Here is a 14,302-nt window from a genome sequence, read left to right as displayed (position 1 = left end):
TATGAAAAAGTTGATCTTAATATTTAGTCTGTTTTTAAGTTTTTCCAGCATTGCCCAGAATGAGGAAATTTTTGAAAAAGCCAACTCAGCTTACCAGAACGGAAATTACGATGCTGCTATTAGGTCTTACGAAGAGATCTTGGCCAATGGAGAGATGTCTGCAGAGTTATACTATAATCTTGGTAATGCTCATTATAAAATGAACCATGTAGCCCCTAGTATCTACTATTATGAAAAGGCCTTACAATTAGATCCTAAGGATGAAGATATTAGGAATAATATAGAGTTTGCCCGTAATATGGCTATCGATGATATTGAAGCGGTAGAGCAAACCGGGATGAGCCAGTGGGTTAATGGAATAATATCGATTTTCAGCTTTTCAACCTGGGCCGTAGTTGCGATCCTATTTTCAATATTATTTGTAGCACTTTTCCTGCTCTATTATTTTTCATATACCCCTATCTACAAAAGATTGTTTTTTGCCGGTTCCATGTTATTCCTGGCATTCTGTATTTTTTCAGTTGTTTTTGCTTTCCAGCAACAGTCTTACATTCAGGATAATCAATACGCTATTATTTTTGAAGAGGAGATCGAGGTAAGAGATGAGCCCAATTTACGGGGAGATGCAAGTTTTCAGCTACATGAGGGAACTAAAGCGAAGATTCTTGAGGATTATCAGGAATGGTCCAGAATTGAGTTAGCCAACGGAGTCCAGGGTTGGGTGAACACCAATGATTTGAGAAAATTATAATTAATTTCTTTAAGGCTTTAACCAATAGATTTAATATTTTTCAGCTAATTGTCAAAATTCTCTTATTTTTGACGCTGTGAAGATATTCTCATACATATTAGCATTTATATTCATAACCTTTTTGTTTACACCTTCCGTAATTGCATTAGTAGACAGAAATGTGGATATTTCTATTGCTTTTAATGTAAATGAGGAAGAGAGTTCTACCAAGAACCAGATCAATTTAGAATACAATATTGAAGAAATGCTCTCAAATTATGAGAGCATACTTTTTCTTCAAACAAAGAAGGAGGACGGGCATTGGTATAAAGAAAATGCCTATCTGGTATTTCTTTCCATCTCATCTCCACCACCCAAGTTAGGGTAACGATTCTATTGACCTTTTTGGAAACCATTCGGTTTTCGGGGGATCATAAATGATCCCAAAATTCTTATTTATAAAATTCTATATACAGGTTTATCAGCCTGTAAAAACAAGTGTATTATGTTTAAACATCTTAATAAAGATTTTCCGGCGAGTATTGTCGTGTTTTTCGTAGCTATCCCGTTATGTCTTGGTATTGCTTTAGCCAGTGGAGCACCACTATTCTCAGGCCTAATTGCTGGTATCATAGGGGGTATAGTAGTAGGAGCAATTAGTGGTTCAAGCCTCGGGGTAAGTGGACCTGCAGCCGGACTAGCCGCAATCGTACTAGCTGCGATTACCAACCTTGGTTATGAAAATTTACTTCTAGCCGTGGTAATTGGTGGTGCTATCCAGATTGGATTTGGACTACTTAAGGCTGGGATCATTGGTTATTACTTTCCTAATTCTGTGATCAAGGGAATGCTTACCGGTATTGGTATTATCATTATCCTTAAACAGATTCCTCACTTTTTCGGATACGATAGCGATCCACAGGGAGACTGGGCATTTTTCCAGGTAGACGGTGAAAACACCTTTTCCGAAATATTTAATATGTTTAATAATATTAGCCCGGGAGCAACCCTAATCGCAATAATTGGTATGACTATCCTTATATTATGGGAGGCCGTATTATCGAAAAAAGGAAAGTTCTTTAAGTTGGTGCAGGGGCCTTTGGTGGCAGTTGTGGCTGGAATTGTTTATTATCTCGTGACAAAGGATTCAGAAACACTTGCAGTGTCCAAGGATCATTTAGTGAATGTTCCGGTTCCAGATAGTTTCGATTCATTCGTTGGACAGTTTACGCTTCCATCCTTTGAAATGATAGGAACTTTACAAATATGGATCACTGGTTTTACCATTGCTCTGGTTGCCAGTTTAGAAACACTGCTTTGTGTTGAAGCCACAGATAAATTAGATCCGCATAAAAGAACAACCCCAACAAACAGGGAATTGTTTGCTCAGGGTACTGGTAACCTAATATCAGGGATGATTGGTGGATTGCCAATTACACAGGTTATCGTTAGGAGTTCTGCAAATATTCAGTCTGGAGGACAAACAAAGATGTCGGCAATAATACACGGATTTCTTTTATTGATTTCAATATTGATTATTCCTAATATTCTTAATTACATTCCTCTATCAGTATTGGCTGCAATTCTTTTTCTTGTAGGATATAAACTGGCAAAACCGGCCCTATTCAAGGAAATGTACATTAAAGGTTGGAAACAATTCATTCCATTTATGGTAACTATACTTGGAATTGTATTTGGAGACCTGCTTATTGGAATTGGAATGGGACTAGCCGTAGGAATTGTAGTTATCCTTATTAAGTCTTACCAAAACTCCTACTTCCTTCATATTGAAAAGCAGGATGATGGAAACCATACAGTTAAAATGACCCTGGCTGAAGAGGTTACTTTTATTAACAAGGGTGCAATTATCAAGGAATTGAACAAGCTGGATGAAAATTCTCATTTGATAATGGATGTTAGAAAGACCAGGTACCTGGATAATGATATTATTGAAATTCTGGATGACTTTAAGATTAAGGCCGAAGAACGCAATATCAATATCAAGGTGGTTTCAGAAAGAGGGACCGTAGAGAATCCTGAGAGTTATCAGCAGTTTTTTAAATTAGAGAAAAAGCCGGCTTAAATTAAACCAGTGTTACACTAAAAATTATAATTATGATCAAAAATATTATAGATAAAGAAAAACAATCTAAACTAAGTCCAGACGACGTGTTAAACGATTTGATGGAGGGCAACAAAAGGTTTACTGAAAATAAAATGCTCGAAAGAGATTATTCCAGCCAGATCGAAAAAACAAGCGGAGGACAATGGCCCCAGGCTGTTGTACTGGGATGTATAGATTCGCGAGTGCCTTTAGAAACGATCTTTGACCAGGGAGTAGGGGATATTTTTGCGGCTCGCGTGGCAGGAAACTTTGAAAATACCGATATCCTGGGAAGTATGGAGTACTCCTGTAAGGTTGCCGGAAGTAAACTGGTAATGGTATTAGGTCATGAAGCATGCGGTGCCGTTAAAGCCGCCTGTGACCACGTAGAACTGGGAAATATCACACATTTACTAAGTAATATAGAACCAGCGGTAGAAGCAACTAAAACTGATGGAGAACGAAATTCTTCTAACAATTCATTTGTTGCTGGAGTTGTAGAAAACAACGTAAAAATGACCATAGACCGTATCAGGGAGAAAAGCCCGATCCTGAAAGAAATGGAAGATAACGGTGAAATAAAAATTGTTGGAGGTGTTTACTCGATTTCCACAGGAAAGGTAATGCCTCTTTAAATAAGAATGTTTGAATTGTGACTGATCCGGGATAGAGCCTCAGCTTTGTTCCGGATCTTTTCATTATGAAAGTTTGTAATTGTCGTCCAAAAGGTCTCTTTCCTCTACCTGTTTGATTATGGATGGAAGAATTACCGGAGCGATACTTTCAACTGGATTATAAAGTATGGAATCCTCCAGGGTTTCATCTTCCACTATTTCGATCCTTTCATTGGTTGCCTTAAAGAACATAATGATCACGCTGGCCACAAACGCCGATTTTATCAAGCCGAAAACCCCTCCAAGGAGCTTATTAACTATTCCCAGGGCTGCGAATCCTGCAACCTTTGTAAGCATTTTTCCGGCAAGGGAAACAAGAAAAACTATAAGGACGAAGGTGATAGCGAAGCTAATTAGATTAATATATTCCACCTTCCAGTCTACTTGAGAAGAAAGAAAGTTGCCAATAAAATGGGAGAAATGAATAGCCCCGTATATTCCGGCGACTATTCCAATGAGTGAGGCGAGTTCTGTTAGTAGTCCCCGAAAAAAGCCTCTTACCAAACCATAGAGAAGTACAAGGCTTAAAATAATATCTACAGTATTCATAAATCAAATATAATAATTATTAAATCTAGATGGTATCTTTGCAATATGGCGAGAGATGAACAATTAAAAGACAGATGGAATAAGGTTCAGAAGAAACTTTCTGATCAATTTGCCGATGGTGAATTAATGGAGCTGGATGCTATCATTTATCTCATTGGGGTTCAGGAATTAGGACAGCTTCACCGAAGATATAAGAAAGATCATAAACTTGACCTTATGCATATTGCTATTTGTACCTTACTGGAGCCTTATGGCTATTATGAATTCGATTTTTATGACGAAGATGGCTGGCCACATTTCAAGGTAAAGGAACAATTGCCAACGCTGAAGGCGGGAGAACAGTCGGTTTTAATGAAAGAAGCAATTGTGCAATATTTTATGGAAAAAGAATACATTTCATAAATGATGCTGTGGTTAAGTGTACTTTCTTTTCCGCAGGATAGCGGTCCCATCTATCAGGAAACACTTGCTGGAAGGCTTCCGGTAGAGCCGTTCAACACTTTCAGTAATATTTTTTTTTTAATAATCATAATACACTTTTCTCTTAAGGTTTATAAAGATTATAGTAATCACCGTTTCCTGGCCTGGTGTCTTCCGGTTCTATTTTTGGGATTTATTGGAGGTACGGTTTATCATGCCACCAGAAGTCACGATGTGTGGATGTATATGGACTGGCTGCCAATTGTTATTCTTTGCCTGGCTGTTTCGGTATACTACAGTATCAAGTTGAAAATGGGTCTTCTAAAAAGAATAGTTCTGATATTAATAATATTATTTCTCGTTTTTGGGATAAGAATGATTCCCTGGCCTGCTGAAATGCAAACTTCCATAGGATATATTGCAACTGCTTTAGGGTTATTACTTCCAATCCTAACCTATTTCTATACCACGAAACTTCATAACTGGGTTTACGTTTTACTGGCATTCCTAAGCTTTGGACTGGCTATTAGTTTCAGAATTTTAGACAGGGTGGTCTACCTCATTCCTATGGGAACGCATTGGCTATGGCATGCCTTCGGGGCATTATCTGTATTTTTCCTTATTAAATATATCTACCTGGATAAGCTTCCAGTGCAAACCGTAAAGGAAAACAGATAAAATTGAATAAGCCTCTTAAATTGGAGGTTAAGCTTTAAATTTTATTAAATTTGCGCTTCCGAAACGAAATCACCTATGATCGATAAAATTAAAGGACATATCGCTGATGTTGAAAGCTTTAATGCCAGGACAAAAGATGAAATTGAGGCTTTCCGAATTAAATATCTCGGGAAAAAGGGAATTCTGAATGAATTTTTCGCTGAGTTCAAAAATGTTCCGAACGAAGAAAAGAAGGATTTTGGACAAAGTATAAACCAGCTAAAAACCGCTGCTCAGGATAAGGTAAATAGTCTGAAGGAGCAGTTGGAGAGTACTCAGGAGGAAAAAGGTGTTTATGGAGATCTTTCCAGGCCGGCAGAACCGGTGGAAATTGGCTCACGGCACCCTATTTCAATCGTAAAGAACCAGATAACCGAGATCTTTTCGAATATAGGCTTCAATGTTTCTGAAGGTCCTGAAATGGAAGACGACTGGCATAATTTTACAGCTCTGAATCTTCCGGAATATCATCCGGCAAGAGATATGCAGGATACCTTCTTTATTCAAACCAATCCAGATATTTTACTAAGAACTCATACATCATCTGTACAGGTGAGATATATGGAGGATAACAAACCACCTATTAGAACGATTTCTCCGGGAAGGGTTTTCCGTAATGAAGCTATTTCTGCGAGGTCTCACTGTATTTTCCACCAGGTGGAAGGTTTGTATATAGATAAGGATGTGTCTTTCGCCGATATGAAGCAAACCATTCTTTATTTCACCAAACAGCTATTCGGAAAATCAAAAATAAGGTTGCGACCTTCTTACTTCCCGTTTACCGAGCCTAGTGCCGAGGTTGATGTTTACTGGGGACTGGAAACAGAGACAGATTATAGAATAACAAAAGGCACAGGCTGGCTTGAAATTATGGGTTGCGGAATGGTTGACCCTAATGTTTTGAGAAACTGTAATATTGATCCGCAGGAATATTCTGGTTTCGCTTTTGGAATGGGAATAGAAAGGATCGCCATGTTATTGTATCAAATAGAGGATATACGTATGTTTTATGAAAATGATCTACGTTTTCTTGAGCAGTTTAAATCGGCACTTTAAATAGAACCAGATTGAAAAAGGATATTGACATACCTGAAGTTAAAAATGTACACCTGGCTGCGGTTAAGGTTTTTAATGAAGAATTCGAGGTTTACGAGTGGAACGTTTACCTGATTAATAATACCGGGAAGCCAATCGAGATGGTGCTAATAGTTTCAAAAGGTTTCGATAAGAAAAGAGAGACTTCGCTCATGAGACATAAGCTGGAGGTTCTTCCGGCCAAAAGTTTTGCTAAGGTGGAATATTTACAGGATGAGGTTCTTCAGTTAAATAACGAATTCAAGATAAGTTATTTTGAAGGTTCCAAAATGATGGAGAAAACCTTCATTTTTAAGCCGAATAGCATCAAAGAAAGTGCTGCTGCGAAACTGCCGGTAATTCCTGAAGAAGGGATTCTGGCTGAGTAAGGTGCTATGGTATATACGATAAAAAAAGCTTCCTGTTACCGGGAAGCTTTTTTCGTTTAAGTATGAAAGACAAATTATTTTATCTTCTGAGATACATCTTTGAACTTTCCACCAATATTAGCTTTCTTATGGATCTTGGCATTTCCAAGAACTTCAATAGAGCTCTCATCTCCTAAAAATTCCAGAGTAGCACCGTTGCCAAGAGTAAGATCTCCTTCAATAATCAGTTTTCCTTCAACTACCAGGTGGCCTCCGTAAATTACGTGAACATTTCCTTCGGTGATCATTTCACCACCAACGTTAAATACTCCGGCATAATTTACTTTAACATCATTGTGCACCATCACGGTACCACAAATATTCAATTGCTCATTCAGTTTTATGTTATTTACTTCAACTTCACCGTGGTAAGATTGAGGTTGGTTCTGGATCACCATAAGCTCTGAGCCACCTTCATAATGTTGATACGTATCACAATCGGCTAAAGCTCCCTGGAAATAACCAGGCTCATGTAATCTAAAACCACCGTTTCCTTCGACTCCCGTTAAAGGCATCTCATGGATTTTATTAAAATCGTGTTTCACTTCTTTCAGAGATTTCTGAACTTCGTTAATTTCCTCGGGACTTTCGGAATTAACATCAGATTGACAGGAGGTAAATGCCAGTGCAGCGATTAAGCTCAGGCTAAGAAATTGTGTTTTCATAAGATTGGTTAAATAGATTTGATAAGGTAAAAGTATAACTAAAATCTATATATTTCATAATAAAATCGTCGAAAAGTTTAAAAATCAGTCAACTATACATTTCTAGGTAGGAAAAAACCTATTTTTAATCAAGTTTATCTACCAGCTTGTTGAATACTGCTTTAGGATTCTTTCCTTCGTACAAGATGGCATATACTGCATTGATAATAGGCGTTTTGGCCTTCTTTTCCTTGTTGATCTTATAGGCACTTTCGGTTGCATAATATCCTTCAGCGATCATGCTCATTTCCATTTGAGCACTTTTCACAGTATAGCCCTTACCTATCATATTTCCGAACATACGGTTTCGGCTAAATACAGAGTAGCCGGTTACCAGAAGGTCGCCCAGGTAGGCAGAATCATTGATGTTTCTTTTCATCTTGTGTACCTTCTTGATAAATTTCTTCATTTCCCGTATGGCGTTACTCATAAGTACGCTTTGGAAATTATCTCCATAACCAAGCCCGTGTGCTATTCCTGCAGCAATAGCATAAATGTTTTTAAGCACCGCTGCATATTCGGTTCCAATTACATCATCACTAATCTTACAGGTTATATAATCACTTCCCAGATAGCCAGCAACGATCTCGGCCTTTTTTTCGTCCTGGCAGGCTACGGTTAAATAGGAAAGTCTTTCCAAGGCAACCTCTTCAGCGTGACATGGTCCCGTAAGTACCCCGATATTTTCCATAGGAACCTCAAAATACTGGTTGAAATGTTCGCCAACGATCAAGCTGGACTCTGGGACTATCCCTTTAATTGCTGAAAAGACAACTTTATCCGTCAATGATTCAGTTAAATTATCCAGCTCACGTTTTAAGAATGCAGATGGAATTGCAAAAATGATATAATCTGAAGCTTTAACCACTTCGTTAATATCATTACTTAGGTTCAGCTGATTAACGTTAAATTCTACTGAGCTAAGATAATTGGGGTTGTGTTCCTGTTTTTTGATATGCTCCAAGGCATACACACTACGCATATACCAATTAACCTTATCCAGGTTCTCACATAACATTTTCACAATGGCAGTAGCCCAACTACCGCCTCCAATTACGCCAAAACTGGGTGTTTTATTCATATCTTTTCATTCTCTGATTCAAAAATAGTCAAATTTACAGGGATTTAAAGGTTTTCGAATTATTTCGAGCGCTTGCAAAAACTATTGTAATGGTAAGTTTTAGATTTTAACACTAGATGTAGGCAGGTATATACAATCTAAATACTTTAGGTTCGTTATTTAATTGTTCTCCTGTTTATCTTTTTAAGGAGAACGTACTTAGTTTTTTTGGTTGGTTATTTAGTTGAAAAAACCGTTTCGTGAGAGGCGGTTTTTTTAATTCAATGACTCGAAGTTTTTGGAAAATTTTAGGAATGCTTTTAGTTTTAAACCAGTTTCACTTTTGTACATTTAATAACTAACTATAAATCAAAAGAATGGGTATATTTTCATTTATTAAAGATGCAGGAAAAAAGGTGTTTGGAATTGACAAACCTTCTGCAGCCGAAGCGGGAACCAAAGATGTTAAAAGAGAAAATGATAAGGCTGCCAGGAAGTTGGAACAAACTATCGATGACCTGAATCTTAAAGCTGAAAATTTAAAAATTAATATTGAAAATGATATGGCCGTGGTTTCTGGGAGAGCCCTGGACCAGTCAACGAGGGAAAAGATCATTTTGGTAGTTGGTAACTCTGAAGGCATTTCTCAGGTAGATGATAGAATGGATGTTGAAAATGTTGAGCCTGAAGCTATTTTCCACACGGTTGAAAGAGGGGATAGCTTAAGTAAGATCTCTAAAGAGCATTATGGAGATCCTAATCAATATCCTTTGATATTCGAAGCTAATAAACCAATGTTGCAGGATCCAGACAAGATCTATCCAGGTCAGGTATTAAGGATTCCACCATTAGGTGACAAAAGATAAATAAAGAAAAGACTGTTTAGAAATTTTGAGGATGTTACACTGAGAGCAGTCGACGTTCTATAGCTTGTAGTTCCACAATGAGAAAAGTAGGTTCAATCAGCTAAAATGAAGATCCAAAAAGGGTTTTTAAACAGTCTTTGTTTTATTTCCTGTAAAAGTTCATCTGGTCGATGAACTCCCATACCTTATCATTTAGTAAGGGCCTTACATTCTTCAATTCCTTTATAGATTTTCTAATAAAAGTTGAAGATATTTCTACTATAGGAGCATCTATTCTTTTAATTTTTGGATGATCTTTATACTTAGCGTCTACTTCTCCAGATGCTATCCTTGGATATACATAGATCTCGTGATTTTCAAGGATGACATCACTATTTTTCCATTTATGGAAGGTCTTCAAATTATCTTCTCCCATAATTAGGCAGAAATCGTTGGTAGGAAACTTTTCCTGTAGATGTGCAAGGGTTTTCACAGTATAATTTGGTTGTGGCAACCCAAATTCGATATTGCTCGGTTTTAATCTTTCATACGTTTCGCAGGCTCGATAAACCATTTCCAACCTGTGATTGTTATCCAGCAGTGTGCTTTTCTTTTTATGAGGATTATGTGGAGTAACTACCAGCCAGACCTCCTCCAGGTCTGAATATTCGGCCATGTGATTGGCAATGATCAGATGCCCGGTATGAATAGGATTAAAAGTTCCGAAGAACAAGCCTACCTTTCTGTTCATTTCTCAGGTTTTTCAGCGCCAACATAATTCGAAACCAAGCTGTAAGCTTCCTTTAAAGCGGTACCAAGGTGGTTGTTTTCGATAATGAAATCGAACTGAGGTGCGGTTGCCAGTTCAATAGAAGCTTTGGCTACCCGCATGTTAATCTTATCATCACTTTCAGTCTTTCTCTTTTTAAGACGTATCTTCAATTCTTCTATACTAGGTGGTTTCACGAAAACCGCAAGGGTTTTGTCGGGGTGTATCTTTTTAATGTCCAGGCCTCCAACCACGTCTATATCAAAAATAACATGCTTGCCTTCTTTCCAGATACGTTCAACCTCGCTTTTCAGGGTTCCGTAGAAGTTATCACGGTACACTTCTTCCCATTCCAGGAATTCATCATTCTTTATTTTCTGCTTGAAATCTTCTAAAGACAGGAAATAATAATCTTTTCCATCTTCTTCATTTCCACGAGGTTCGCGGGAAGTTGCTGAAATGGAAAAATCCAGTTTCAATTCCGGGTGTCTTAATAAGTGACGTACTATCGTGGTTTTACCTGATCCAGATGGAGCTGAAAATACGATTAGTTTACCTTCGCTCATTTAGAGTATGTTTAGAATTTGTTCTTTGATCTTTTCCAGTTCATCCTTCATTTGCACCACCAGCTGTTGCATGGGGGCATAATTAGATTTACTTCCGATAGTGTTTATTTCACGACCTATTTCCTGGGAAATGAATGCCAGTTTCCGGCCATTGGAGTCTTCTGTATTTAGTGTCTTTTGAAAATAATCAAGGTGATTGTCAAGCCTTACCTTTTCTTCAGTAATATCGAATTTTTCGATATAATATACGATCTCCTGTTCAAACCGGCTCTCGTCTGCCTGTTCCTTGATCTCTTCTATACCCTTTCTTATCCTTTCCCTCACAGCCTCAACACGATCTGGATCAATCTTGATCACCTCCTCCAGAAGGGATTTGATATTAGATATTCTAAGGTTGAGGTCCTTTTCAAGAGCTTTTCCTTCATCGTTCCTAAAGCCGTTTATTTCGGTAAGAGCATCTTTAACCGCTCCTTCTATAGCCTTGAATTCCTCCTCATCGATCTCATCTCTTTCGGTTTTCAATGAATCAGGCATTTTTACGGCCATTTTCAAAAGTTCCACCTCACTCGCATTAACAATGTCCCTCAGCTGGTTCATGTAATTCTTAACCACTTCGGTATTGACATTCGTAGAGGTTTGTTCCCCGGTGTATTCAACATAAATAGAGAGATCTACTTTTCCGCGACCCAGTGAGTTTGAAATGATATTGCGAAGATCCAGTTCCTTTTCCCTGTACTGAGAAGGAATGCGCGCATTCAGGTCAAAATTCTTACTGTTAAGCGACTTTAGCTCTACCGTGATTTTCTTGTTGGGAATTTGGGTGATGCTTTTCCCGAAGCCTGTCATAGATTGAATCATGCCTGAATTTTAATAGCTTGGGCAAAGATAATCAATTCTATAGCATCTCCAATCGAATCAGTATCGGATAAGCCCAATTATAAAAGGGATTCGATAAAATCTACCGCACGTTTTTCATGATAGTAAAGAGCATTGCGGGTAACAAAACCTACATGACCGCCATATTCGGGAATTTCCAGGTGAAAATGTTTAGATTCCTCTGCAATTTTTACCGGGTAACAGTCATTAGAAAGAAAACTGTCATTTTTAGCATTGATCATTAAGGTTGGCCTGTTAATGCCTTCCAGATAATTTAGTGCACTGGTTTGTTCGTAATAATCAGCGGCATCTTTATATCCATGAGCTTTTGAAGTGTACAGGTCATCTATATCCCGAAGTGAGCTACAAGCTGAAATGTCTTTTTTCTGAAGCTGATCTGGGAATTTTTCAGCCCTGGTGTTAAGGTGTTGTTTCAGGTTCAGTTCAAATCTTTTTGAGTAAACAAAATTCCTCATTCTGCTTATAGCTCCTAAAGAGCCGGCCAGGTCACAAGGGACTGAAATTCCAACGGCTCCAACCACATTCTCAGGAAGACTACGGTCTTCACCAAGATATTTCATCAGCATGTTTCCTCCAAGACTAAAACCGACTAAGGCGATCTTCTGATATCTTTTCAAGGCAAGCACATGTGTCATTACCTCTGCCAAGTCTTCGCTGGCACCGGCGTGATAGCTTCGATATAAACGATTGATTTCCTGGCTGCAGCCCCTGAAATTCATACCTACGGCATCCCACTTATTTTTATTAAAAGCACGGGCCATGCCTTTCATATAAGGTCGGTCTGCTTTACCTGCCAATCCATGAAGCAGGATCACTAATTTCTCAGAATTTCCTGAAGGTGTCTTGCTCCAGTCCAGATCTATGAAATCACCATCACTTAAGTCTATTCGTTCACGTTCGAAATTAGGGATGTCCACTTTCCTTATTGTTCCTGCATAAATGGTAGATGCATCTGCACTTCTAAAAATCCCTGGCGGATTATAATTTGCTTTTATCAACGGCATCCCTTTCAAATTTTAAAATAAACTTAGGGAAAATAAGGTATGTACACACAGGTTTAATTATTAGTTTTGAAAAAATTGAAGATCATGTATACTAAAAAGTTCGAGATTAGATGGAGCGATCTCGATGCTAACAGGCATTTAGCGAACTCTGCTTTTGTAAATTTCATGAGCCATACCAGGATGAGTTTCTTAACTGAAAACGGATTTGGCCATAAACAACTATCTCATCATAACCTTGGTCCTATCGTTTTTTACGAACATATCTATTATTTTAAGGAAATCTTTGCAGGAGAGCCAGTGACCGTTAGCTTAGAATTAAGCGGCCTTTCTCAAGACGGGATGTATTTCGAATTTATTCATAAGATCTTCGATCATAATGGGAATAATTGCGCTACCTGCGAGATGATGGGTTCCTGGATAGACCTGGAAAAACGTAAACTAACCTCATTGCCAGAGGAACTTTTTGAGCAGTTAGATCATACTCCTAAATCAAAAGACTTTAGAACGCTAACAAAGGAGGATACGCGGAAATTTGGAAAAAGACCTGAAAATATTTCTCCTGAAGAACTTCAGAACCTGTAAGTTTATATGACAGAAGGGATCAGCGAAGTTTGGTATGCATGTTATGGTTCTAATATCAGGGAAGAAAGATTTCTCTGCTATATAAATGGAGGAACGCCGCCTGGAGCTTTAAAACATTTTAAAGGTTGTGAAGATAAATCCAGTCCCAGGCAAACCGGGACTATCTCCATAGATTATGAAATGTATTTTGCCAAGGAATCTCCAACCTGGAATGGGGGTGGTATATGTTTTCTGAATCCGGAAGAGAATATCTCTGCTAACACACTTGGTCGAACTTACCTGATTAATTCCGGACAGTTTATAGACCTGGTAAGTCAGGAGCTTAAATTTCAAGGAGAGATCCAGATAGATTTTCAGGAGCTAAGGGAAAAAGGATATTATAATTGTCTGGAAGAAGGGCGTTATGGATTGTTACTCTATTTAGGAGAAAAAAATGGCGCACCTATAGTCACATTTACCAGCGAAGTATTTCTGAAAGATGAGATCAACCGGCCTGATGAACAGTACCTACTCACCATTATTCGAGGACTTAAGGATATTTACAGTATAAGTGAGGAGGAACTTTTGAATTATTTTCGGCATAAAAAAGGTGTGAAAAATTTACTTCCAGAAGATGAATTGAAACAACTTATCAGGCAGGCGAGCTGATTCTTTATTCGTAAATAATCACTAACTTTAAGTAATGTGATTTCCCCTACTGAACTTTCCGGCTTGAATCATCAAAAATTTCAAGATCATGAAAAGTTCTTCAAAGCATTTCCGATTCCTCTCATCTATCCTTAGTCTTGTTTTTTTATTGCAAAGCTGCAGTATTTATCATAACGATAGTATTAGTCTTCAGCAGGCTGAAGAATTAAATAAGGATGTTCGGATAACCACGGAAAGTGGCGATAAATTTAAATTTAAAAGTATCGAAGAGGAGGACGGTGACTATTTTGGTTTGACCAGGTTAAAATCAAAGACCTCAAAGGAGCTACAAAAGATGGGATTGATTGGGCGTGAAACCGGGAAATTATATGCTTTTGGGCTGGAGCCCTTAAACATTGAGAAAATCCAGGAAAAGAATAAAACGGTTTCTACCATAGGGACTGTTGGATTGGTAATTACAGGTATATTCGTGGTAATCATAATCATTGCGGCCATAACTTTTAACGATGGTATTTTTTCACCCTGGTGAAA

General features: G+C 38.0%; 19 protein-coding genes. 12 read left to right on the top strand and 7 right to left on the bottom strand.

Annotated features, from left to right (window positions below; all coding sequences use genetic code 11):
* Position 1 precedes the first annotated feature (1 nt).
* The 4 genes from ML462_RS04065 to ML462_RS04050 all read left to right on the top strand — a co-directional run bounded on the left by ML462_RS04065 (position 2) and on the right by ML462_RS04050 (position 3,469).
* The gene (locus ML462_RS04065) at positions 2-751 is read left to right on the top strand and encodes a tetratricopeptide repeat protein (protein ID WP_240712453.1); all 750 of its coding nucleotides are present in this window, start codon (positions 2-4) and stop codon (positions 749-751) included.
* Positions 752-872: 121 nt separating this feature from the next.
* The gene (locus ML462_RS04060) at positions 873-1,118 is read left to right on the top strand and encodes a hypothetical protein (RefSeq protein ID WP_240712452.1); all 246 of its coding nucleotides are present in this window, start codon (positions 873-875) and stop codon (positions 1,116-1,118) included.
* A 117-nt stretch (positions 1,119-1,235) separates the two neighbouring features.
* Positions 1,236-2,813, top strand: a complete 1,578-nt coding sequence (locus ML462_RS04055) for a SulP family inorganic anion transporter (RefSeq protein WP_240712451.1) — start codon at positions 1,236-1,238, stop codon at positions 2,811-2,813.
* A 32-nt stretch (positions 2,814-2,845) separates the two neighbouring features.
* Positions 2,846-3,469 carry a carbonic anhydrase family protein gene (locus ML462_RS04050; protein WP_240712450.1) on the top strand — a complete coding sequence of 208 codons (624 nt, stop codon included), beginning with the start codon at positions 2,846-2,848 and terminating at the stop codon, positions 3,467-3,469.
* 63 nt (positions 3,470-3,532) lie between these two features.
* Here ML462_RS04050 and ML462_RS04045 read toward each other — a convergent pair whose 3' ends face one another.
* On the bottom strand, positions 3,533-4,057 hold the full coding sequence (locus tag ML462_RS04045; RefSeq protein ID WP_240712449.1) for a CvpA family protein: 525 nt from the start codon (positions 4,055-4,057) through the stop codon (positions 3,533-3,535).
* A gap of 45 nt (positions 4,058-4,102) precedes the next feature.
* Between ML462_RS04045 and ML462_RS04040 the strand changes: the two genes are divergently transcribed.
* The 4 genes from ML462_RS04040 (at position 4,103) to ML462_RS04025 (ending at position 6,657) form a co-directional block, all read left to right on the top strand.
* Complete coding sequence (locus ML462_RS04040) at positions 4,103-4,459, top strand: hypothetical protein (protein WP_240712448.1); 357 nt, start codon at positions 4,103-4,105, stop codon at positions 4,457-4,459.
* Complete coding sequence (locus ML462_RS04035; RefSeq protein WP_240712447.1) at positions 4,460-5,155, top strand: hypothetical protein; 696 nt, start codon at positions 4,460-4,462, stop codon at positions 5,153-5,155.
* A 75-nt stretch (positions 5,156-5,230) separates the two neighbouring features.
* Complete coding sequence (gene pheS / locus ML462_RS04030) at positions 5,231-6,250, top strand: phenylalanine--tRNA ligase subunit alpha (RefSeq protein ID WP_240712446.1); 1,020 nt, start codon at positions 5,231-5,233, stop codon at positions 6,248-6,250.
* An 11-nt stretch (positions 6,251-6,261) separates the two neighbouring features.
* Positions 6,262-6,657 carry a hypothetical protein gene (locus tag ML462_RS04025; RefSeq protein ID WP_240712445.1) on the top strand — a complete coding sequence of 132 codons (396 nt, stop codon included), beginning with the start codon at positions 6,262-6,264 and terminating at the stop codon, positions 6,655-6,657.
* A gap of 74 nt (positions 6,658-6,731) precedes the next feature.
* Here the strand turns inward: ML462_RS04025 and ML462_RS04020 are convergent, their stop codons facing one another.
* The gene (locus ML462_RS04020; protein WP_240712444.1) at positions 6,732-7,361 is read right to left on the bottom strand and encodes a hypothetical protein; all 630 of its coding nucleotides are present in this window, start codon (positions 7,359-7,361) and stop codon (positions 6,732-6,734) included.
* 124 nt (positions 7,362-7,485) lie between these two features.
* Entirely contained in the window at positions 7,486-8,481 is a 996-nt protein-coding gene (locus tag ML462_RS04015) for an NAD(P)H-dependent glycerol-3-phosphate dehydrogenase (RefSeq protein ID WP_240712443.1), read from the bottom strand.
* Between the two features lie 356 nt (positions 8,482-8,837).
* Between ML462_RS04015 and lysM the strand changes: the two genes are divergently transcribed.
* Entirely contained in the window at positions 8,838-9,326 is a 489-nt protein-coding gene (gene lysM / locus ML462_RS04010; RefSeq protein WP_240712442.1) for a peptidoglycan-binding protein LysM, read from the top strand.
* A gap of 142 nt (positions 9,327-9,468) precedes the next feature.
* Here the strand turns inward: lysM and nadD are convergent, their stop codons facing one another.
* The 4 genes from nadD to ML462_RS03990 all read right to left on the bottom strand — a co-directional run bounded on the left by nadD (position 9,469) and on the right by ML462_RS03990 (position 12,541).
* Entirely contained in the window at positions 9,469-10,056 is a 588-nt protein-coding gene (gene nadD, locus ML462_RS04005; RefSeq protein WP_240712441.1) for a nicotinate (nicotinamide) nucleotide adenylyltransferase, read from the bottom strand.
* On the bottom strand, positions 10,053-10,640 hold the full coding sequence (gmk, locus tag ML462_RS04000; protein WP_240712440.1) for a guanylate kinase: 588 nt from the start codon (positions 10,638-10,640) through the stop codon (positions 10,053-10,055). Before gmk ends, nadD begins: the two co-directional genes overlap by 4 nt.
* Positions 10,641-11,498, bottom strand: a complete 858-nt coding sequence (locus tag ML462_RS03995; RefSeq protein WP_240712439.1) for a YicC/YloC family endoribonuclease — start codon at positions 11,496-11,498, stop codon at positions 10,641-10,643. It abuts the gene before it with no gap.
* A gap of 77 nt (positions 11,499-11,575) precedes the next feature.
* Positions 11,576-12,541: a YheT family hydrolase gene (locus ML462_RS03990; protein WP_240712438.1), complete on the bottom strand. Its 966-nt coding sequence runs from the start codon at positions 12,539-12,541 to the stop codon at positions 11,576-11,578.
* Positions 12,542-12,625: 84 nt separating this feature from the next.
* On the opposite strand from ML462_RS03990, the gene ML462_RS03985 reads away from it, so the two are divergent.
* The 3 genes from ML462_RS03985 to ML462_RS03975 all read left to right on the top strand — a co-directional run bounded on the left by ML462_RS03985 (position 12,626) and on the right by ML462_RS03975 (position 14,300).
* Positions 12,626-13,123 (top strand): acyl-CoA thioesterase, encoded by a 498-nt coding sequence (locus tag ML462_RS03985; protein WP_240712437.1) that lies wholly within the window; start codon positions 12,626-12,628, stop codon positions 13,121-13,123.
* 6 nt (positions 13,124-13,129) lie between these two features.
* On the top strand, positions 13,130-13,771 hold the full coding sequence (locus ML462_RS03980; RefSeq protein WP_240712436.1) for a hypothetical protein: 642 nt from the start codon (positions 13,130-13,132) through the stop codon (positions 13,769-13,771).
* A gap of 88 nt (positions 13,772-13,859) precedes the next feature.
* The gene (locus tag ML462_RS03975; RefSeq protein ID WP_240712435.1) at positions 13,860-14,300 is read left to right on the top strand and encodes a hypothetical protein; all 441 of its coding nucleotides are present in this window, start codon (positions 13,860-13,862) and stop codon (positions 14,298-14,300) included.
* Positions 14,301-14,302 lie beyond the last annotated feature (2 nt).

This window comes from Christiangramia lutea (genome assembly GCF_022489035.1).
Lineage (GTDB): Bacteria > Bacteroidota > Bacteroidia > Flavobacteriales > Flavobacteriaceae > Christiangramia > Christiangramia lutea.
The sequence above is the reverse complement of the archived record's forward strand: the minus strand, read 5'-3'. Positions and strand labels throughout refer to the sequence as shown.

Coding starts and splice junctions, on each gene's coding strand:
- ML462_RS04065 (WP_240712453.1), top strand. CDS start 2: ATGAAAAAGTTGATCTTAATATTTAGTCTGTTTTTAAGTTTTTCCAGC.
- ML462_RS04055 (WP_240712451.1), top strand. CDS start 1,236: ATGTTTAAACATCTTAATAAAGATTTTCCGGCGAGTATTGTCGTGTTT.
- ML462_RS04050 (WP_240712450.1), top strand. CDS start 2,846: ATGATCAAAAATATTATAGATAAAGAAAAACAATCTAAACTAAGTCCA.
- ML462_RS04045 (WP_240712449.1), bottom strand. CDS start 4,057: ATGAATACTGTAGATATTATTTTAAGCCTTGTACTTCTCTATGGTTTG.
- ML462_RS04040 (WP_240712448.1), top strand. CDS start 4,103: ATGGCGAGAGATGAACAATTAAAAGACAGATGGAATAAGGTTCAGAAG.
- ML462_RS04035 (WP_240712447.1), top strand. CDS start 4,460: ATGATGCTGTGGTTAAGTGTACTTTCTTTTCCGCAGGATAGCGGTCCC.
- pheS (WP_240712446.1), top strand. CDS start 5,231: ATGATCGATAAAATTAAAGGACATATCGCTGATGTTGAAAGCTTTAAT.
- ML462_RS04020 (WP_240712444.1), bottom strand. CDS start 7,361: ATGAAAACACAATTTCTTAGCCTGAGCTTAATCGCTGCACTGGCATTT.
- ML462_RS04015 (WP_240712443.1), bottom strand. CDS start 8,481: ATGAATAAAACACCCAGTTTTGGCGTAATTGGAGGCGGTAGTTGGGCT.
- lysM (WP_240712442.1), top strand. CDS start 8,838: ATGGGTATATTTTCATTTATTAAAGATGCAGGAAAAAAGGTGTTTGGA.
- nadD (WP_240712441.1), bottom strand. CDS start 10,056: ATGAACAGAAAGGTAGGCTTGTTCTTCGGAACTTTTAATCCTATTCAT.
- gmk (WP_240712440.1), bottom strand. CDS start 10,640: ATGAGCGAAGGTAAACTAATCGTATTTTCAGCTCCATCTGGATCAGGT.
- ML462_RS03995 (WP_240712439.1), bottom strand. CDS start 11,498: ATGATTCAATCTATGACAGGCTTCGGGAAAAGCATCACCCAAATTCCC.
- ML462_RS03990 (WP_240712438.1), bottom strand. CDS start 12,541: ATGCCGTTGATAAAAGCAAATTATAATCCGCCAGGGATTTTTAGAAGT.
- ML462_RS03985 (WP_240712437.1), top strand. CDS start 12,626: ATGTATACTAAAAAGTTCGAGATTAGATGGAGCGATCTCGATGCTAAC.
- ML462_RS03980 (WP_240712436.1), top strand. CDS start 13,130: ATGACAGAAGGGATCAGCGAAGTTTGGTATGCATGTTATGGTTCTAAT.
- ML462_RS03975 (WP_240712435.1), top strand. CDS start 13,860: ATGAAAAGTTCTTCAAAGCATTTCCGATTCCTCTCATCTATCCTTAGT.